Raw genomic sequence first — 19,241 nt, forward strand, 5'->3', positions numbered from 1 at the left:
TGTGATCCTTAAATTTCATGATATTGCTTCAAAAAGGTTGCATTCGCCGTGCCGTCAAATTCCCTTAAATCCAAATCGTTTAGGGCTAACTCTAGGGCGTTTAAAGCGTAGGCGCTTTTATAAACAGGAATGATCCCCATGTGGTTGATACGAATGAGCGCGTCTTTATAAGGCTCTTGACCGCCCGCAAATTGCACCTGGTATTTTTCTTTCAAAAGGTTTTTTAATTCTTTGGCATGCTCATTAACAATCGTTGTCATGCTCAAGCTCGGGCTTTTAGGGAAAATCTTTAAACCGAGCGCTAAAACGGCTTTTTGAGTGGCTAAAGCAACTCTTTTAGTCTCTTGATAGAGCGCTTCAAAGCCCCCCAAATTCTGCACCAATTCAAAATAGCGCTGCAACCCTAAAGTGTGTAAAATAGGAGCGGTGTAGCTTGTGGTGTTGTTTTTTTGGTTTTTCAATTCGCTCTTTAAATTGAAATAAAACCCCACATCGCGTTCTTCTATGCGATCAATCGCTTTCTGGCTCAATGCGATTAAGCTCATCGCAGGAGGCAACATGAACGCTTTTTGACTCCCCCCAATGAGCGCATCCACATGCGTTATTTCTAAAGGCTCAACCCCTAAAGCGGTGATCGCATCCACGATTACAAAAACATTGGGGTTGGTTTCTTTGATTGCTTGAGCGATTTTTTCCACAGGGTGTCGTAACCCCCCACTAGACTCGCATGCTTGAATGCAAAACGCATCAATATTAGGGTTAGCTTTAAGCGCGTTTAATATTTCATCCACTTGAGCCGGTGTGTCCCATTCATAGACTAATTCATGGGCTTTGATGGAGTGGGCTTTAGCGATCTTGCCAAACCTTTCGCCAAACTTACCCGCATTAACAAAAAGCAACTCTTTTTGACATAAGGAAATCACACTCGCTTCCATAGCCCCCGTCCCGCTACTGCTCAAAAGCAAAACTTCTTCTAAACCGGTCATTTTTTTTAAATTTTCTCGCACGCTTTGGAAAATCTTTTCAAAATCTTTGGTGCGGTGGTGGGGCATTGGCTGAGAAAAGCTTGAGCGCATCTCTTCATTAATGGCTACAGGGCCTGGAGTGAAAAGCAACATTTTAAAATTAACCTTTAATTTTTAAAGAGAATTTAAAAGTTATCATACTAAAACGCGCTTAAAATTAAGCCTTATTGTTTAAGAAAATCGCTTTTTAATGCAAATAAAATGCTAAAATGCCATGGTTTAAAAAGAATTTAAGGCAATGATTGGATAAATTTAGTCTTCGTGCGTGTTTTTTAACCCTTTTTTTTAGCGGGTATTCTAAAAAAGCTCCTGGAACGATAGGGAGTTTAGTAGCGTTGTTACTGGGCTTACCTATTTTGATTTTTTCGGCTAACACTTTGTTTTTAGGGGCGATTTTTGTTGGGCTTGTCGCTATCGCTCAAATAGATAAAGAAGAAGAAGAGACTAAGAGGCATGACAGCTCTTACATTGTGATAGACGAATTAGTGGGCATGTGGCTTGCGATGGCGATTAGCGGGTTATCGTTAGCAGGTGTGGTTTTGAGTTTTATCTTTTTTAGGATCTATGATATTACTAAGCCCTCACTCATTGGTAAGATAGACAAAGAAGTTAAGGGGGGTTTAGGGGTTGTGGCTGATGACGCTTTAGCGGGTGTTTTAGCCGGATTGAGTGCGTTGTTAGTCATCAATATTTTAGGATTTTTTAACATTAAACTCTGATTTTAAGAAAATTCAAAAGCCTTTTTTTAGGTAAAATAGATAGACTTTATTGTAATCGTTTTTAGGGAGTTTGATCGTGGAGTTTTGCGTTTTATTTGGTGGAGCGAGTTTTGAGCATGAAATTAGCATTGTGAGCACGATCGCGCTTAAAGGAGTGTTAAAAGACAGGATTAAATATTTTATTTTTTTAGATGAAAACCACCATTTTTATTTGATTGAAGAATCCAACATGCATTCAAAATACTTCGCTCAAATCAAAGAAAAAAAATTACCCCCCCTAATGCTGACACATAATGGCTTGCTTAAAAACTCGTTTTTAGGCGCTAAAACGATAGAATTGCCTTTAGTGATCAATCTTGTGCATGGGGGCGATGGCGAAGACGGAAAATTAGCGAGCTTGTTGGAATTTTATCGTATCGCTTTCATAGGCCCTAGGATTGAAGCGAGCGTGCTGAGTTATAACAAATATTTAACCAAGCTTTACGCTAAAGATTTAGGAATAAAGGTTTTAGATTATGTTCTTTTGAATGAAAAAAACCGTGCTAACGCCCTAGATTTGATTGGGTTTAATTTTCCCTTTATTGTCAAACCCAGTAACGCCGGAAGCTCTTTAGGGGTGAATATTGTGAAAGAAGAAAAAGAATTAATTTACGCTTTAGACAGCGCGTTTGAATATTCTAAAGAAGTCTTAATAGAGCCTTTCATTCAGGGCGTGAAAGAATACAATTTAGCCGGCTGTAAGATCAAAAAGGATTTTTGTTTTTCCTATGTGGAAGAGCCTAACAAACAGGAATTTTTAGATTTCAAACAAAAATATTTGGATTTTTCACGCGCCAAAGCCCCTAAAGCGAACCTTTCTAACGCCCTAGAAGAACAATTAAAAGAAAATTTTAAAAAACTCTATAACGATTTGTTTGATGGCGCGATCATTCGTTGCGATTTTTTTGTCATAGAAAATGAAGTGTATCTCAATGAGATCAACCCCATTCCTGGCAGTTTAGCGAATTATTTGTTTGATGATTTTAAAACAACGCTAGAACATTTAGCGCAATCATTGCCCAAAACCCCTAAAATCCAAATCAAAAACTCTTATTTGTTGCAAATCCAAAAGAATAAATGAATGGCTAAACGCAGTATCGCTTATTTGGATAGCGTTTTTGACATTTCCTACACTTTTATAGACCACCATAGCCCTTTAAACGCCTTGTTTTTGCATGGTTGGGGGAGTTCTAAAGAAATCATGCAACAAGCGTTTCAAGGTTGTTTTTTAAATTATAATCATTTGTATGTGGATTTGCCCGGTTTCAATCAAAGCCCTAACGATGAAAAAGTCTTAGAAACTAAAGATTATGCTAACATCATCAATTTATTCTTAAAAAGCGTGGGTAAAAAAGCGCATGTCGTTTTTGGGCATAGCTTTGGAGGGAAAGTAGCGATTTTGTGTGAAAACGAACGGATGGTTTTATTGAGTAGTGCCGGGATTTTAGAGCCAAAACCCTTAAAAGTGCGTTGTAAAATCCTTTTAGCTAAAATCTTTAAAAAATTAGGCTTGAATTTAGGGTTTTTGAGGAGTAAGGACGCTATGGGGCTTAATCAAGTCATGTATGAAACCTTTAAAAAAGTAATTAGCGAAGACTTTAGCGATCATTTCAAACGATGCGAGAAGGAAGTTTTATTATTTTGGGGTAAAGATGATAAAGCAACCCCCTTAAGCTCCGCTCAAAAAATGCGAACCTTATTGAAAAAGAGCGAATTATTCGTTTTAGAAGGGGATCATTTCTTTTTTTTAAACCAAGCAAAAGAGATTGAAAAACTAGTGGAGAATTATCATCATGCAAAGTCTTAGTTGGCTGAATTTAGCGTTTCGTTGGCTCTTTATAACAGGGCTTGGCTATTATATAATGACTTTATTGCAATGGTATCATTACAGCGTGTTTAGGATCTTAACCAAGCACCACAAAATGCGTTGGCATGGGATTTATTTTTTATTGCCTTTAGGGGTGTTTATCCTGTCGTATGCTTTCAAAATGCCGTTTGTTTTTGATTTCTTTTGCGGCGTGATTCAAATGCCCATGCTCATTATCTGGGCCAAACGCAACGACAAGCCTTTAGTTTTCACGCCAAGGGTGAAGCGCTTTTTTATTTTCTTATTACTCTTTTTAATCTTGCATGAAATCTTAAACACAGAATTAGCCCCTTTAAATGGGATTTCGCTCGCGCTTGGCTATTGGTGTTTATTTATATTCGTTTTGAGCGCTTCTTTAATCTTTGAAAAAGTCCTATCCAAGCAGTATTTGCAAACCGCTAAAGATAAAATCGCCTCTTTAAAAAATTTAAAAGTCATCGCCATTACAGGAAGCTTTGGGAAAACCAGCACCAAAAATTTCTTGCATCAAATCTTACAAACCCAATTCAACGCGCATGCAAGCCCCAAAAGCGTCAACACCCTTTTAGGCATTGCGAATGATATTAATCAGAATTTAGACGATAGGAGTGAAATCTATATCGCTGAAGCCGGGGCGAGGAACAAGGGCGATATTAAAGAAATCACCCGTCTCATTGAACCGCACCTTGCCGTGGTCGCAGAAGTGGGCGAACAGCATTTAGAATATTTTAAAACTTTAGAAAATATTTGCGAGACTAAAGCGGAATTATTGGATTCCAAGCACTTAGAAAAAGCCTTTTGTTACTCTGTGGAAAAAATCAAATCCTATGCCCCTAAAGATAGCCCTTTAATAGATGTTTCTAGCCTGGTTAGAAACATCCAATCCACTTTAAAAGGCACTTCTTTTGAAACGCTGATAGATAGCGTTTGGGAAAGATTTGAAACGAAGGTTTTAGGGGAGTTTAGCGCTTATAATATCGCTTCAGCGATTTTAGTCGCTAAGCATTTAGGCTTAGAGACAGAAAAGATCAAACGGCTTGTTTTAGAACTCAACCCTATTGCGCATCGTTTGCAACTTTTGGAAGTGAATCAAAAAATCATCATAGACGATAGCTTCAATGGGAATTTAAAGGGCATGTTAGAGGGCATTCGTTTAGCGAGCTTGCATCAAGGCCGTAAGGTTATTGTAACACCGGGTTTAGTGGAAAGCAATACAGAAAGTAATGAGACTTTAGCGCAAAAAATAGACGAGGTTTTTGATGTCGCTATCATCACAGGGGAGTTGAATTCCAAAACGATTGCTTCCCATTTAAAGAAACCGCAAAAAATCTTACTCAAGGATAAGGGGCAATTGGAAAATATCTTACAAGCCACCACGATTCAAGGCGATTTGATTTTATTCGCTAATGACGCCCCTAATTACATTTAGGAAATGAACATGCAACATTTATACGCTCCTTGGCGCGAAAGTTATTTGAAAGAGAAAAATAAAGGTTGTGTCTTTTGCGAGATTTCTCAAAACCCTACAAAAGATTTAGAAAACAGAGTGCTTTATAGGAATAGCGATCTCTTTGTGGTGATGAACGCCTACCCTTATAACCCGGGGCATTTGTTGATCGTTCCTCATGCGCATCAAGCGAGCGTTGAACTTTTAGATCTGAACATTTGGCTGAACATGAATGCTTTAGTGCCTAAAGTGTTAAAAGCGTTGTATGCTTATGGCGCTCAAGGGATCAATGTAGGTTTGAATTTGCACAGAAACGCCGGAGCAGGGATCCCTGAGCATTTGCACATGCATTTAGTGCCTAGGTTTTTAGGCGATAGCAATTTTATGAGCGTTATCGCTCAAACCAGGGTGTGCGGGATTGATTTAAATGAAACCTATCTTACCTTAAAAAACTTATTAGAAAAGGAGCTTCATTGAAAACAAACGCTTTTAATTTGGGTGTGTTACAATTGATTTTAATTCATTTTAGGGAGTGTCAGCGATGAAGGCGCGTGGGTTTAAGGCAAAGATGCGTGGGTTTAAGATTTTTTCAGGGAGCGCTCACCCTGCCTTTGGCAAAGAAGTGTCAAAGCATTTAGGCTTTCCCTTATCCAAAGCGGTGATAGGCAAATTCAGCGATGGCGAAATCAATATCCAAATCAGCGAATCGGTGCGCGGTAAGGATATTTTTATTATCCAGCCCACTTGCGTGCCTGTCAATGACAATTTAATGGAATTGTTAGTCATGGTAGATGCTTTAAGGCGCAGTTCGGCCAATTCTATCACAGCGGTGTTGCCGTATTTTGGCTATGCCAGACAGGATAGAAAAGCGGCTCCACGAGTGCCTATCACGGCTAAAATGGTCGCTAATTTGATGCAAGAAGTGGGGATTGAAAGGATCATTACGATGGATTTGCATGCCGGGCAAATCCAAGGCTTTTTTGATGTGCCGGTGGATAACTTATACGGATCTATCGTTTTTAGAGACTATATCCGCTCTAAAGCGCTCAAAAACCCTGTGATCGCTAGCCCTGATGTGGGTGGGGTTACAAGGGCTAGGTATTTTGCCAATCAAATGGGGTTGGATTTAATCATCGTGGATAAGCGCCGTGAAAAAGCTAATGAAAGCGAAGTGATGAATATTATCGGCTCAGCCAAGGAGCGCGATGTGATTTTAGTGGATGATATGATTGATACCGCAGGTACGATCTGTAAAGCCGCTTTGGCTCTAAAAGAGCAGGGGGCGACTTCTGTGATGGCGTTAGGCACGCATGCGGTTTTGAGCGGGAATGCGATCAAGCGCATTAAAGAAAGCGCGTTAGATGAAGTGGTGGTAACTAACTCCATCCCTTTAGTTCAAAAATGCGATAAAATCACCACTTTAAGCGTAGCGCCCTTATTTGCGGAAGTGATCAGAAGGATTTATCATAACGAAAGCGTCCAATCGCTTTTCACTTAAAAAAGGAATAAAAAAGCTGGAGTGGTGGATTCTGTAGGACTTGAACCTACGACCAATCGGTTATGAGCCGAGCGCTCTGACCAGCTGAGCTAAGAATCCAAAATTCCCAAAAGATGGTTTGCTATTGTATCCAAAAATATAGCGAAAAGCAAGCAGGTTTTCTAGGATTGCAAACAGGATCATAAAAGTGATAAAACTGCTCCCCCCATAGCTGAATAAGGGTAAGGGAATCCCCACCACAGGGGCTAACCCTAAAGTCATGGCGATATTCACGCTGGAATAAACAAAGATTAAAATAGAAATCCCAAGGGCTACAATCTTTAAAAACCAATCGCTGTTGCTCTCAAACAGATAAAAAAATAAATGCAAACTCAAGCCTATATAAATCGCAAAAAGCAACATAGCCCCTAAAAACCCGAAACGCTCCACGAAGTAAGCGAAGATGAAATCGCTCGTTGCAATAGGCAAGAATTTGAATTTGGTTTGTGTGCAGGCTTCTTTGGATTTGCCTAAAAACCCGCCCGATCCTATGGCGATAATGGATTGCATGACATGGTAATTAGGCTTTTCAGAAAGAAAGTCTGAGATGCGCTTTTTTTGGTAATCATGCAAGAAATGATAAGCGATAGGCGAAGCCACTAATAGAGCGGCAAAAAGAGGGAGCCACACCCTAGTCCTTAAACCCACGATCAACAAAATCCCAAAACCCATGATTAAAACAATAAGAGCCGTGCCTAAATCAGGCTGTTTTAAAATCAAAGCTGCCGGTAAGCAAATGTAAAAACTAAGCTTTAAAAACATGCCCCAATCATAGCCCTTAAAAGGAGGCGGGTTTATTTTAATCAAATGCGCCAATAACAAAAGGATAGCGATTTTCACGGGTTCGCTGGGCTGTAGAGTGATAGAAGTAAAGGGAATGACTAGCCATCGCTGCGCTCCAAGCTTGCTAGACCCCATAAAATCCACTAACGCCAATAAAATCACGCACGCCCAATAAAACACAAAAAGCCACCGATCGAGCTTCCTGAAAGGGATAAAAAACACGATCCAAAAGAGAAGAAACCCTATCGCATAATAAACCCCTTGCTTCAAGCTCAAAACCGCGCTGCTCTCAAAAATCAATACAAAAGAAACCACCAACAAAGGGATGATAAACACAAAAGGCAAAAGATCAAAATGCATCCAAATCCTTTTGTCTAATGCCATGCGTTTTTCATAACCCCTAATCTTATTGTGTTAATTTTTTGATTGTATCCAAGTTGAGATAATTCTCCTTAAAGAGAGAAGTTATCATGCCAACTTCATCAGGCAAATTGACTTCGCCCGTCTCATCATTAAAGCACTTTTCTAGCACTTTCAAATACGCAAACCCAATGCTTTCTGTGATAGCAACAGCGGTTGCAACCCCTGAAACACTCCCCACAACAGGAATGAATTTAAGGAAACCATTAACGAGCGTTCTCCCCACTTGTGCGACAGCGGTTACGCTTAACAATCCTGTGATCAAACTCGTGGCCACAGATTGATCCAAATCCATTCCAAAAGCGTCATTCATTTTATAGATCATTCCTGCTTGAATGGGTGCGATAGCGAGCGCATCGCTAAAAGGTATGGGGATAAGCCCAGCCGCTCCTGCAGCGCCGGATGCAAAATGGATAATGGTTTTACATTCCTCTATCATAGCCTGTTTTCTTTCTTGAATCTTAACTTTTTGAATACTCAAGAAATGCCTTCTCTTATTTTTTATAGCGTCTGAAAGGCATTTTTTCGTTTCATCTACCAATTCTTCTAAACCTTCAACAGGGACTTTCAACCCTCTAAATGAAAAGGCAACGGAATTGATTCTCACATAAGCTTTGACAAAACCTTTAAACCCCCATTCTTCGCCTATGATCTCTTTAGTTTCTTGGACAAACGCATCGCCGGCTTCGGCTTGAGTGTTTGTGAAAACGACAATCGTTGGGATATTCCAATTTTTAGCGAAGCTTAATAACTCTCTCTCTCTTGAACCCTACTAGAAGTCTCTTTAACGCACAAATACGCCACATCAATGGCTTCTTTTTCGCTAAGCGTTTTAAAAGAATCTTCCATTTCTTTTTTAATGCTTTGCATGGTGTCGTGGTAATCTTTATCTTCAATGCCTTTAGTGTCCCACAAAATCAAGCCCTTCTTTTCATCAATGAATTTTTCAAGATGCTGAGTGATGGGCTTTCCTACGCCTGCTTTAGCGATTTCTTTACCAAAGAGAGCGTTAATGAGCGAGCTTTTACCCACCCCAGTAGCCCCCATGAGCAAAACATTCATCTTGGGTTTTTCTTTTTTGATGAATTCAAGCATCTTGCTCATATTCAATCCTCCCTCTTTCCCATCAAGCGTGAATGAGTCGCCTAAAAAACCACGCAAAACGCCGTTCAGTTTATCATGCCCATTATGTTCCATTAGAACCCCTTTAAAAATGATTTGAGCCACGAAATGTTGGCGCACCGATTATAGCGTATTCAAATAATGAAATAGGATTTTTTTAAGGTTTTGAGTAGAATAATGGTTTTTAAAAATGCAAAAAAGAGTTTGAATGCAAAAAGTTTTCATCGCCCCTACCCATTACAAACGCATTGATGAATTTTTAGCCAAAGAATTGCAAATTTCTAAAAACCAGGTATTGAATTTGATTAAAGAGGGGCTAGTGTTTTGTCAAAAAAAGGAGGTCAAAAAAGGGGGGCTAGCCTTAAAAGAGGGCGATGCAATCGCGCTTTTAACGCCCAAAATCGCACCCAAACCCTTAAAAAAAGAGCTTGATTTAGAAATAGAAGTCATTTTTGAAGATGAAGATTTGTTAGTGTTGAATAAGCCCCCTAATCTAGTCGTCCATAAAGCCCCAAGCGTGAAAGAGCCTACTTTAGTGGATTGGTTGGAATCTCAAAATTACGAGCTTTCTAATCTTGGCTTAAAAGAGCGCTATGGGATTGTGCATCGTTTGGATAAGGACACGAGCGGAGGGATTGTCATCGCTAAAAACAATTTTACCCATGTTCATTTGAGCGAGCAACTCAAAACTAAAACAATGGGGCGCTATTATATCGCCTTGCTTTCAACGCCCTTAAAAGAAGAAAAAATGAGCGTGGAATGCTATTTGACAAGAAACCCCAATAACCGCTTAAAAATGATAGCGCTCAAAGCGGCTCAAAAAGAAAAAAGCCGCTATTCTAAAAGCGCATTTACTAGCTTGCTGACTTCTCAAAATGGCATGGATTTGATAGGGGCTAAACTATTTACCGGGCGCACGCACCAGATCAGAGCGCATTTAGAATATTTAAACAGACACATCATTGGCGATAATCTTTATGGGCTTAATGAAGCGCTTCCTAAAGAAGACATAAGAATCATGCTGCATGCCTATTTGATAGAGTTCAAACACCCCAGAAGCGAGCAAAAACTGTGCTTTAAAGTTCCCCTATTAAAGGATATGTTAGAATACCTTAAAAAAGTTTTTGACAAGGAGAATTTAGATGAGGTCTTGGATGAAGAAAAAATACTTCACGCTTTTATTGCAAAGTAGTGTGGTATTAGCGGTTTTTATAGGGTGTTCTTCTACCAGGAATCATACTTTTTCAGCCCTTAATAATCAAGAAAATACAGATACTAAGCTTCCGGTAGTCCATTCTGTTAAAACCATTAACGATGTGAGTTCAGTAGGCTTTGAATGGCCTAAAATCGCTGATACTTATGACATTGATGGGTTTATTTTGTATCGTTTGAAAAAAGACTCCCAACTCAAAAGAATCGCCACGATTAAAAACCCTTATGCGACCCATTATTATGATGAGGGGCTAGAAACAGAGAGTTCTTACACTTACCAACTCGCTACTTACAAGGGCGATAAAATCTCTAACCTTTCAGACCCCATTCTAGTAAAAACCTCTTTTATCAATCCTGTAGAAAGCGTGTTCGCAAGCCTTGAATACCCTAAAAGCGTGAAAGTCTTTTGGAGCCCGCACCCAAATCCCAGCGTTTCTAAATACATCATTCAAAGGCAGAATAAAGACGGCAAATTTTTAAATGTGGGGGCTGTAAAAAACCGCTTGTTTGTGGAGTTTTTTGATAAAGATTTAGAGGATGGGAAAAAATACCGCTACCAAGTCATCGCCGAAAATTTCATGGGGGATAAATCCAGGCCTAGCGTGATAGTGGAGGGGAAAACCAAAGACTTACCCAAAGAAATCACTAATGTTAGAGTGAGCCAAAACCTCACACGACACATTGAATTGAGTTGGGATAAATCCCCAGAAGAAGATGTGATAGCTTATCGCATTTACGCTTCCAATAACCGCAACGACAAATACAAATTCATCGCTCAAACCACCAACACTTCCTATGTGGATAAGATAGAAAAAGACAATCTCGCTCGTTATTATAAAGTCGTCGCCCTTGATAAAACGCATCTTGAAGGGGCTTTACCTAAAGAGCCTGCCATGGGTGAGACCGCTGACAGACCCGAAGCCCCTATCATCACTAAAGGGACTATTCAAGATTCTTCAGCCTTTATCCAATGGGAAAATAACCCAAGCGCTAAAATAGCCACTTATGCGGTGTATCGTTTTGAAGCCAATTCTAAAACCCCTTTGCGTTTTGGGAATATCACCAAAAACCAATTCGTGGATAAAGACATGAAAGTGGGCGTGGCTTACCGCTATCAAGTGGTGAGCGTGGATAAAGATGGTTTAGAGTCGCACCCAAGCAAAGAAGTGCGTTTGTTTTTAGAGCGCTAAAAGGGTTTTAATGCCCCATTTTTTAGCCAGACTAGACTCCAAGCCTTTAGAATACCCCTTAATTGAAGGGGATTTTTGTTTTCATAAGGAATTTTTAAGCTTAAAACACCCCACTAAAAGCTGTGTGTATGCGAGTTTTAAGGATCATATTTTTTTATTGCAAAAAATCCGGCGAGCGGGTGATTTTTTGATCAAAAGCGAAAAAGCAACGCCCTTAAAACGAGAAATTTTAAAACAAGCTTTAAGGATTTATTCGCAATCTTTTGAAGTCATTTCGCATAATTTGCAAGAAAATTCTAAACATGCGAGCCAAAAAAAAGCCCTTGATTTAGAAACTTTTGAAGGCTTTATCCAAAACAATCAAGCCCCTATTTTAATAGAAATTGGTTTTGGGAGCGGGAGGCATTTGATAGAATTAGCCAAAAACAACCCCACTAAAACATGCTTAGGGATAGAGATTCACACCCCCTCTATCGCGCAAGCGTTAAAGCAAATTGAATTGTTGGATTTAAAGAATCTGCACATCTTGCAAGGCGATGGCCGTTTGATTTTAGAGAGCATGCCAAATCACAAGTGCGAGAAGATTTTTGTGCATTTCCCTGTGCCATGGAATGAGAAAAAACACCGCCGGGTGCTAAGCGAAAAGTTTTTAAACGAAGCTTTAAGGGTTTTAAAGCCTAAAGGGTTTTTGGAATTACGCACCGACGATAGCCTTTATTTTGAAGACAGCCTAAAATTAGCCCTAAAAAACTTTCAATGCGAGGTAGAAATCAAAAAAAACGCTCAAATCCCGGTGGTCAGCAAGTATGAAGCGCGTTGGAATAAACTCAAAAAAGATATTTATGATTTAAGAATTTATTCTTTAGAATTGGATGAAACCCCTTTTGATAACCATGCATTTGATTTTTCTTTTGATACAATAACAATAAATAAAAAGAGCGTTAAAACGATTTTAAAAACCCCAAAAACCATTCAAGAGGGGTATTTTGTGCATGTTTGTAATATTTATGAGAATAAGGGGGATTTTTTAGTGGAATTGAGCATGGGGGATTTTAATTGGCCTGTGCGTTTGTTTGTTTTATTGGCAGAAAATCAGATTTTTTACCTCAATAAAAGCCCCTTAAAAACCTTAAACAACCACAAAGCGCATCTTTTGCTTCAAAATATCCTAAAGGAATTGGATGAGTATCATCATTGCAGCAAATAATTTATGCTTACAATACCAGCAAAACGAGCCGGTCATCAAGCATGCCAATTTACGCATCAAACGGAAGGATTTTGTGTTCATTTCAGGGCCTAGCGGGAGCGGGAAAAGCACGCTTTTGCGTTCGTTCTATGGGGATTTAAAACTTTTTAGCGGCAAGTTAGAAGTTTGCAATATCAACATGAATAACGCTTCAAAAGCAACGATTTTGGATTTGCGTAAAAATATTGGCGTGGTTTTCCAAGATTATAAATTGATCCAGGATTACACGATTGAGCAAAACATCAAACTACCGATGGTTATTTGCGGAATCAAAAAAGAAGAATGCCATTTGCAGCTAGAAAAACTTTTAGGGCATATTGATTTACGCCATAAGGCTAACCGCTACCCCAAAGAGCTCAGTGGGGGCGAACAACAGCGAGTGGCTATGGCTAGGGCTATGGCGAACTGCCCTGAACTCATTTTAGCCGATGAGCCTACTGGGAATTTAGACGATTATTCTAGCGATAAAATCTGGAGCCTATTAAGGGGCATGAACACGCAATTAAACGCTACGATCGTGGTGGTTACGCATAAATTCCCTAAAAATTTTAGCGCTTATCACCGAAAATTTTATATAGAAGATGGGGAAGTTTATGAATACTCTTAAAAAGCATTTAGCCTTTATCATTCCCCTAGTAGCGTTATTGTTTAGCTTGGAGTGCGTGTTGTTTATCAATCAAGCGATCGAACAGAAAGAAAAAAAATTGATTGAAGATTATTCAGTCGTGTTGGCCAGCACGCAAAAATTAGGCTTGGAATTGTTGCGTCAAAATTTTAACGAAATCATAGCGTTAAAAGAAATTGATCCTAATTATTCTTTAGAACCTCTTCAAAAAACTTTAGGCACAGACGGGCTTAAGGAATTAAAAAAAAATTTACCCTTTTTTTATTCTTTACAACTTTCCACATTCCCCACTCAAGAGCGTTTAGAAAACATTAAAGAAAAATTGCTCAAAATCCCTGGCGTTCAAAAAGTTGAAGTCTTTGCCAAAACTTACATGCAAGTGTATGATCTCTTGAGTTTTATTAAAGCAGCGGTCTATATCTTTGCGTTAGTGGTCTTTGTTTTATCGGTTTTATTGATGTTTAAGCAAGTCCGCATTTGGATCTATCAATACCATGAGAGGTTAGAGATCATGGATTTATTAGGGGCTTCGGTGTCTTTTAAAAACGGATTTTTGTATAAAATAGCTTTAATGGATTCTGTAATCGCTAGTTTTTTAGCCCCCATGCTCATGCTTTATATCACTTCGCAAAAAGGTTTTGAAAAAACGATGGATACTTTGGGTATTATAGGAGGCGCGTTTGTTTTAAACCATTTTTTATGGGGACTGCTTTTTAGCCTTGTGGTCTCATTTGTTTCTGTTTTACTTGTAGCTTGGAGGACTAGACATGTATAAATTAGGAATATTTTTATTAGCCACCTTACTATTCGCTAACACGCAAAAAGTGAGCGATATTGCCAAAGATATTCAACACAAAGAAACCCTCTTAAAAAAAACCCATGAAGAAAAAAACCAACTAAACAGCCGTTTGAGTTCTTTAGGTGAAGCGATCCGCTCTAAAGAGCTTCAAAAAGCGGAAATTGAGCGCCAAATGGTTGCCTTAAAAAAGAGTCTTGAAAAAAATCGTAACGAAAGTTTGGCGCAAGAAAAAGTTTTAACTAACTACCGCAAGTCTTTAGATCATTTGCAAAAACAACGATCATTTTTACAAAAGAGAGTGTTTGATACGCTTTTAGAGGATTTTCTTTTTTCACAAGCCTTAAAGGGGCAGAATTTAGCCTCTTCTAATGATGTGATTTTACAAGTAGCGTTTGAAAACTTGCACCAAAGCACTCTGTCTAAAATGTCGCAACTAAGCCAAGAAGAAAAAGATCTCAATACGCAAGCTTTAAAAGTCAAAAGCAGCATTCAAAAAATCTTCTCCATTATAGATGAGCAAAAAACTCGTGAAGTAACCTTAAAATCCTTGCAAACCGAACAAAATAAGCTCATTTTGAGCATGCAAAAAGACTATGCGATCTATAACCAACGATTAACCCTTTTAGAAAAAGAGCGCCAGAATTTAAACGCTCTTTTAAAACGCTTGAATATCATCAAACAAAACAGAGAAAATGAAGAGAGGGTCAGTTTGAAAAAATCTTCTCAAGCCTTAGAAGTCAAACAAGTGGCTAGCTCTTATCAAAATATCAACACCACGAGCTATAACGGGCCAAAAACGATCGCCCCCTTGAACGATTATGAAGTGGTGCAAAAATTTGGCCCCTATATTGATCCGGTTTATAATTTAAAAATTTTTAGCGAGTCTATCACGCTAGTGTCAAAAACCCCAAACGCTTTAGTGCGTAATGTTTTAGACGGAAAAATCGTGTTCGCTAAAGAAATCAACATGCTTAAAAAAGTCGTTATCATTGAGCATAAAAACGGCATCCGCACGATTTATTCCCAACTGGATAAAATCGCCCCCACCATTAAAAGCGGCATGCGGATTCAAAAAGGCTATGTTTTAGGGCGCATTGAGCAACGCTTGGGCTTTGAAGTTACCATGAGAGAAAAACACATTAACCCCTTAGAACTCATCGCGCGCAATTAAACAAATCATTTTTATTGCCGATATTGGCTAAAGAGCTTATGCAAACAAAGAAATAATTATACTTGTAGGCATGGAAAAATTTGGAGGTTTTTATGGTCAATGAAGTTCAAGGGATTGGGATTCCCACATCTCACACAAGCGTTCAAACAACCCCCACAAAAGAGATCAGTCGCACAAACACTATAAACACTATAGAAAGCACTATTGATGAATCTAAGACAACGATAGACCCTGATCAATACAAACCCAAGCTAGAATTATTGAGCGAGCGTCTGAATGAAGAAATGAAACGCATTGGCACGGATATTAATTTTAGTTATAACGATACGATCAAGGGGTTGGTGGTTTCAGTCAAAGACGCTAATGGGGATAAGGTGATAAGAGAAATACCCTCTAAAGAAGCCGTGGAGCTTATGCAAAGAATGCGTGATGTGATAGGCATTATCTTTGATAAAAGAGGCTAAACATTAGAGGTAAAACATGGCAATAGGTTCATTAAGCTCATTAGGGCTTGGCAGTAAGGTTTTGAATTACGATGTGATTGACAAGCTTAAGGACGCTGATGAAAAAGCTTTAATCGCCCCACTAGACAAGAAAATGGAGCAAAATGTTGAAAAACAAAAAGCCCTTGTAGAAATTAAAACGCTCCTTTCATCTCTAAAAGGCCCGGTTAAAACGCTTTCAGATTATTCCACTTATATCAGCCGAAAAAGCAATGTTACAGGCGATGCACTGAGTGCGAGCGTGGGGGCTGGCGTGCCTATCCAGGATATTAAAGTGGATGTGCAAAGTTTAGCGCAAGGCGATATTAATGAATTAGGGGCGAAATTTTCTTCAAGAGATGATATTTTTAGCCAAGTGGATACCACGCTCAAATTTTACACGCAAAACAAGGACTACGCCGTTGACATTAAAGCAGGAATGACTTTGGGCGATGTGGCTCAAAGCATCACAGACGCTACCAATGGCGAAGTGATGGGCATTGTGATGAAAACAGGAGGGAATGACCCCTACCAATTAATGGTGAATACCAAAAACACCGGCGAAGACAACCGAATCTATTTTGGCTCACACCTCCAATCCACGCTCACTAACAAAAACGCCCTTTCTTTGGGACTTGATGGAAGCGGAAAAAGCGAATTGAGTTTGAATTTAAAGGGGGCTGATGGGAACATGCATGAAGTCCCCATTATGCTAGAACTCCCTGAAAGCGCTTCTATCAAACAAAAAAACACAGCGATCCAAAAAGCGATAGAGCAGGCTTTAGAAAACGACCCTAATTTTAAAGACTTGATCGCTAATGGGGATATTTCTATAGACACTCTTCATGGGGGGGAATCTTTAATCATTAATGACAGGCGTGGGGGAAACATTGAAATTAAAGGGAGTAAGGCTAAAGAGCTTGGGTTTTTGCAAACCGCCACCCAAGAAAGCGATTTGTTAAAAAGCTCTCGCACGATAAAAGAGGGTAAATTAGAAGGGGTGATTAGCCTGAATGGTCAAAAATTGGATTTAAAAGCCTTAACCAAAGAGAGCAACACTAGCGAAGAAAACACAGACGCTATCGTTCAAGCGATTAATTCTAAAGAAGGCTTGAATGCGTTTAAAAACGCCGAAGGCAAGCTTGTGATCAATTCTAAAACCGGAATGCTCACCATTAAGGGCGAGGACGCTTTAGGCAAGGCTAGTTTGAAGGATTTGGGTTTGAGCGCTGGCATAATGCAATCTTATGAAGCTTCACAAAACACGCTTTTTATGTCTAAAAATTTACAAAAAGCGAGCGATTCGCAATTCACTTATAATGGGGTGAGCATCACGCGCCCCACTAATGAGGTCAATGATGTGATCAGTGGGGTTAATATCACTTTAGAGCAAACCACAGAGCCTAATAAACCCGCCATTATCAGCGTGAGCAGGGACAATCAAGCCATTATAGACAGCCTTACGGAATTTGTGAAAGCCTATAATGAGCTTATCCCCAAACTAGACGAAGACACGCGCTATGACGCTGACACTAAAATCGCTGGGATTTTTAACGGCGTGGGCGATATTCGCGCGATCCGTTCTTCTCTTAATAACGTGTTTTCTTATAGCGTGCATACGGATAATGGGGTAGAAAGCTTGATGAAATACGGGCTTAGTTTAGACGATAAGGGCGTGATGAGTTTGGATGAAGCTAAATTGAGTAGTGCCTTAAATTCTAACCCTAAAGCGACTCAAGATTTTTTCTATGGGAGCGATAGCAAGGACATGGGGGGCAGAGAAATCCACCAAGAGGGCATTTTTTCTAAATTCAATCAAGTCATCGCCAATCTCATAGACGGAGGGAACGCTAAATTAAAGATTTATGAAGATTCCCTAGACAGAGACGCTAAAAGCCTGACCAAAGACAAAGAAAACGCTCAAGAGCTTTTAAAAACCCGCTACAACATCATGGCGGAGCGTTTTGCGGCTTATGATAGTCAAATCTCTAAAGCGAATCAAAAATTCAATTCCGTGCAAATGATGATCGATCAAGCGGCGGCTAAAAAGAATTAAAAAACAGAGAGTCATCAATTTTAAAGGATAAAGGAACATTATGCAATACGCTAACGCTTATCAAGCCTACCAGCATAACCGAGTGAGCGTGGAATCCCCGGCAAAACTCATTGAAATGCTTTATGAAGGGATTTTAAGATTTTCTTCGCAAGCCAAACGCTGTATTGAAAATGAAGACATTGAAAAAAAAATCTATTATATTAACAGGGTTACGGATATTTTCACGGAATTGTTGAATATTTTAGATTATGAAAAAGGGGGGGAAGTGGCGGTGTATCTTACAGGCTTATACACCCATCAAATCAAAGTTTTAACGCAAGCCAATGTGGAAAATGATGTGAGTAAGATTGATTTGGTGTTGAATGTGGCTAGGGGGTTGTTAGAAGCATGGAGGGAAATCCATTCAGATGAACTCGCCTAATGCGTTATTAGATTCCTTTAAAATCGCTCTTGTTAAAAAAGATTCTAAACTCGCCTTTTCATTGATAGAACGCCTTTCTTTAGAGCAAATAAAAAGCTTGGATTTAGATGCGCTTTTAAGCCTTAAGGAAATGATAGCCCAAAGCATTGAACTATTAGAAAAAGAAAAAGAAGAACTGCAATCGCAAATGTATAAGGCTAAAAAGATTCAAAAATTTTTGTCTTAGATTTTTTAAACTACGATACAATAAAAGCACTATTTTTATTGAAGGCTAAAGATTGTCCGAACCCATAGATAGATTCACACGCATCAGGTGGTTATTTAAAAACGATTTTGAAAAAATCCGCCAACAAAAAGTTTTAATCTGTGGCGTGGGGGGTGTTGGGGGCTTTGCACTGGATTCTTTGTATCGTGTGGGGATAGGGCAAATCACTATTATTGATAAAGATGTGTTTGATGTTACCAATCAAAACCGCCAGATTGGCTCAGAAAGAATAGGAGAATCTAAAGTGTTGGTGTTACAAGATCTCTATAAGGGCATTCAAGCCTTGAATTCTCGCATAGATGAAGCGTTTTTAAATTCATTTAATTTTAGAGATTATGATTACATTTTAGATTGCATGGACGATTTGCCTATTAAAACAAGATTAGCGATAAAATGCCAGAATTTCGCTTACGGGAAGTTTATCAGCTCTATGGGGAGCGCGAAACGCTTGAACCCTAAACACATCCAAGTGGGGAGCGTGTGGGAAAGCTATGGCGATAAATTCGGGCGTAAATTTAGGGATTTGTTAAAAAAACGCCGTTTTAAAGGGGATTTTAAAGTGGTTTTTAGCCCTGAAGTCCCGCATTGCATAGAGCTTGGGAGTTTTAATGCGGTTACGGCGAGTTTTGGTTTGCAAATAGCGAGTGAAGTCGTGCAAGATATTATCAAACATGAAAGGCAGTGAAATGAAGGATTACGAAGACGAATTGGAAGATTTTGAAGAAGAAGAATTAGAGGGCTTTGAAGAAGATGATGAAGGGTATGATGATTATAAAAATGTCTATGATGATGACGATTATGAAGACTATAGCTCTGATTATGAAGAAGAGTGAAAA

At 39.2% G+C, this 19,241-nt stretch carries 22 protein-coding genes and 1 tRNA gene; 18 read left to right on the top strand and 5 right to left on the bottom strand.

From position 1 onward, the window contains the following. Nucleotides 1-8: 8 nt before the first annotated feature. A complete protein-coding gene (locus EAL44_RS03810; RefSeq protein ID WP_121074887.1) occupies nucleotides 9-1,118 on the bottom strand; it encodes a pyridoxal-phosphate-dependent aminotransferase family protein in 1,110 nt (369 codons plus the stop codon). A 149-nt stretch (nucleotides 1,119-1,267) separates the two neighbouring features. Here EAL44_RS03810 and EAL44_RS03815 point away from each other — a divergent pair, with 149 nt between their 5' ends. The 6 genes from EAL44_RS03815 (at nucleotide 1,268) to EAL44_RS03840 (ending at nucleotide 6,574) form a co-directional block, all read left to right on the top strand. Beyond that, nucleotides 1,268-1,744, top strand: a complete 477-nt coding sequence (locus tag EAL44_RS03815) for a phosphatidylglycerophosphatase A family protein (RefSeq protein ID WP_121074890.1) — start codon at nucleotides 1,268-1,270, stop codon at nucleotides 1,742-1,744. A 76-nt stretch (nucleotides 1,745-1,820) separates the two neighbouring features. Beyond that, nucleotides 1,821-2,864 carry a D-alanine--D-alanine ligase gene (locus EAL44_RS03820; protein WP_121074893.1) on the top strand — a complete coding sequence of 348 codons (1,044 nt, stop codon included), beginning with the start codon at nucleotides 1,821-1,823 and terminating at the stop codon, nucleotides 2,862-2,864. Then, the gene (gene estV, locus EAL44_RS03825; RefSeq protein WP_121074896.1) at nucleotides 2,865-3,590 is read left to right on the top strand and encodes a lipase EstV; all 726 of its coding nucleotides are present in this window, start codon (nucleotides 2,865-2,867) and stop codon (nucleotides 3,588-3,590) included. Then, nucleotides 3,577-5,058, top strand: a complete 1,482-nt coding sequence (locus tag EAL44_RS03830) for a Mur ligase family protein (RefSeq protein WP_121074899.1) — start codon at nucleotides 3,577-3,579, stop codon at nucleotides 5,056-5,058. The genes estV and EAL44_RS03830 overlap by 14 nt, the downstream gene beginning before the upstream one ends. 9 nt (nucleotides 5,059-5,067) lie before the next feature. Further along, nucleotides 5,068-5,553, top strand: coding sequence for an HIT family protein (locus tag EAL44_RS03835; RefSeq protein WP_121074902.1), 486 nt, complete (start codon nucleotides 5,068-5,070; stop codon nucleotides 5,551-5,553). 64 nt (nucleotides 5,554-5,617) lie between these two features. Continuing rightward, nucleotides 5,618-6,574: a ribose-phosphate pyrophosphokinase gene (locus tag EAL44_RS03840; RefSeq protein ID WP_000647423.1), complete on the top strand. Its 957-nt coding sequence runs from the start codon at nucleotides 5,618-5,620 to the stop codon at nucleotides 6,572-6,574. 22 nt (nucleotides 6,575-6,596) lie between these two features. On the opposite strand, the gene EAL44_RS03845 is transcribed toward EAL44_RS03840, so the two are convergent. From EAL44_RS03845 to EAL44_RS03860, 4 genes are all read right to left on the bottom strand, one after another. Continuing rightward, nucleotides 6,597-6,673, bottom strand: a tRNA-Ile gene (locus EAL44_RS03845). Continuing rightward, nucleotides 6,635-7,780: an FtsW/RodA/SpoVE family cell cycle protein gene (locus EAL44_RS03850; RefSeq protein WP_121075190.1), complete on the bottom strand. Its 1,146-nt coding sequence runs from the start codon at nucleotides 7,778-7,780 to the stop codon at nucleotides 6,635-6,637. The genes EAL44_RS03845 and EAL44_RS03850 overlap by 39 nt, the downstream gene beginning before the upstream one ends. 22 nt (nucleotides 7,781-7,802) lie before the next feature. Beyond that, nucleotides 7,803-8,423: a YcjF family protein gene (locus tag EAL44_RS03855; protein ID WP_240448887.1), complete on the bottom strand. Its 621-nt coding sequence runs from the start codon at nucleotides 8,421-8,423 to the stop codon at nucleotides 7,803-7,805. A gap of 137 nt (nucleotides 8,424-8,560) precedes the next feature. Beyond that, nucleotides 8,561-9,013 (bottom strand): GTPase, encoded by a 453-nt coding sequence (locus EAL44_RS03860; protein ID WP_121074907.1) that lies wholly within the window; start codon nucleotides 9,011-9,013, stop codon nucleotides 8,561-8,563. Nucleotides 9,014-9,146: 133 nt separating this feature from the next. Between EAL44_RS03860 and EAL44_RS03865 the strand changes: the two genes are divergently transcribed. The 12 genes from EAL44_RS03865 to EAL44_RS03920 all read left to right on the top strand — a co-directional run bounded on the left by EAL44_RS03865 (nucleotide 9,147) and on the right by EAL44_RS03920 (nucleotide 19,238). After that, nucleotides 9,147-10,130 carry an RluA family pseudouridine synthase gene (locus EAL44_RS03865; protein WP_121074910.1) on the top strand — a complete coding sequence of 328 codons (984 nt, stop codon included), beginning with the start codon at nucleotides 9,147-9,149 and terminating at the stop codon, nucleotides 10,128-10,130. Beyond that, the gene (locus tag EAL44_RS03870) at nucleotides 10,093-11,340 is read left to right on the top strand and encodes a fibronectin type III domain-containing protein (RefSeq protein WP_162970353.1); all 1,248 of its coding nucleotides are present in this window, start codon (nucleotides 10,093-10,095) and stop codon (nucleotides 11,338-11,340) included. The genes EAL44_RS03865 and EAL44_RS03870 overlap by 38 nt, the downstream gene beginning before the upstream one ends. A gap of 10 nt (nucleotides 11,341-11,350) precedes the next feature. Then, nucleotides 11,351-12,547, top strand: a complete 1,197-nt coding sequence (gene trmB, locus EAL44_RS03875) for a tRNA (guanosine(46)-N7)-methyltransferase TrmB (protein ID WP_121074916.1) — start codon at nucleotides 11,351-11,353, stop codon at nucleotides 12,545-12,547. Continuing rightward, the gene (locus EAL44_RS03880) at nucleotides 12,522-13,193 is read left to right on the top strand and encodes an ABC transporter ATP-binding protein (protein ID WP_120990370.1); all 672 of its coding nucleotides are present in this window, start codon (nucleotides 12,522-12,524) and stop codon (nucleotides 13,191-13,193) included. Before trmB ends, EAL44_RS03880 begins: the two co-directional genes overlap by 26 nt. Beyond that, nucleotides 13,180-13,986: an FtsX-like permease family protein gene (locus tag EAL44_RS03885; RefSeq protein WP_108253462.1), complete on the top strand. Its 807-nt coding sequence runs from the start codon at nucleotides 13,180-13,182 to the stop codon at nucleotides 13,984-13,986. Before EAL44_RS03880 ends, EAL44_RS03885 begins: the two co-directional genes overlap by 14 nt. Next, entirely contained in the window at nucleotides 13,979-15,181 is a 1,203-nt protein-coding gene (locus tag EAL44_RS03890; protein WP_121074919.1) for a murein hydrolase activator EnvC family protein, read from the top strand. The genes EAL44_RS03885 and EAL44_RS03890 overlap by 8 nt, the downstream gene beginning before the upstream one ends. 92 nt (nucleotides 15,182-15,273) lie before the next feature. Next, nucleotides 15,274-15,645, top strand: coding sequence for a FlaG family protein (locus tag EAL44_RS03895; protein WP_100979406.1), 372 nt, complete (start codon nucleotides 15,274-15,276; stop codon nucleotides 15,643-15,645). Nucleotides 15,646-15,661: 16 nt separating this feature from the next. Further along, on the top strand, nucleotides 15,662-17,719 hold the full coding sequence (gene fliD / locus EAL44_RS03900; protein ID WP_162970348.1) for a flagellar filament capping protein FliD: 2,058 nt from the start codon (nucleotides 15,662-15,664) through the stop codon (nucleotides 17,717-17,719). Between the two features lie 40 nt (nucleotides 17,720-17,759). Continuing rightward, nucleotides 17,760-18,140, top strand: coding sequence for a flagellar export chaperone FliS (gene fliS / locus EAL44_RS03905; RefSeq protein ID WP_120818059.1), 381 nt, complete (start codon nucleotides 17,760-17,762; stop codon nucleotides 18,138-18,140). Next, the gene (locus EAL44_RS03910) at nucleotides 18,127-18,366 is read left to right on the top strand and encodes a hypothetical protein (RefSeq protein WP_121074922.1); all 240 of its coding nucleotides are present in this window, start codon (nucleotides 18,127-18,129) and stop codon (nucleotides 18,364-18,366) included. The genes fliS and EAL44_RS03910 overlap by 14 nt, the downstream gene beginning before the upstream one ends. 52 nt (nucleotides 18,367-18,418) lie before the next feature. After that, nucleotides 18,419-19,090, top strand: a complete 672-nt coding sequence (locus EAL44_RS03915) for a tRNA threonylcarbamoyladenosine dehydratase (protein WP_121074925.1) — start codon at nucleotides 18,419-18,421, stop codon at nucleotides 19,088-19,090. A gap of 1 nt (nucleotide 19,091) precedes the next feature. Continuing rightward, nucleotides 19,092-19,238 carry a hypothetical protein gene (locus EAL44_RS03920; RefSeq protein WP_020972388.1) on the top strand — a complete coding sequence of 49 codons (147 nt, stop codon included), beginning with the start codon at nucleotides 19,092-19,094 and terminating at the stop codon, nucleotides 19,236-19,238. Nucleotides 19,239-19,241 lie beyond the last annotated feature (3 nt).

The organism is Helicobacter pylori (genome assembly GCF_003637685.1).
GTDB classification, from domain to species: Bacteria; Campylobacterota; Campylobacteria; order Campylobacterales; family Helicobacteraceae; genus Helicobacter; species Helicobacter pylori_CJ.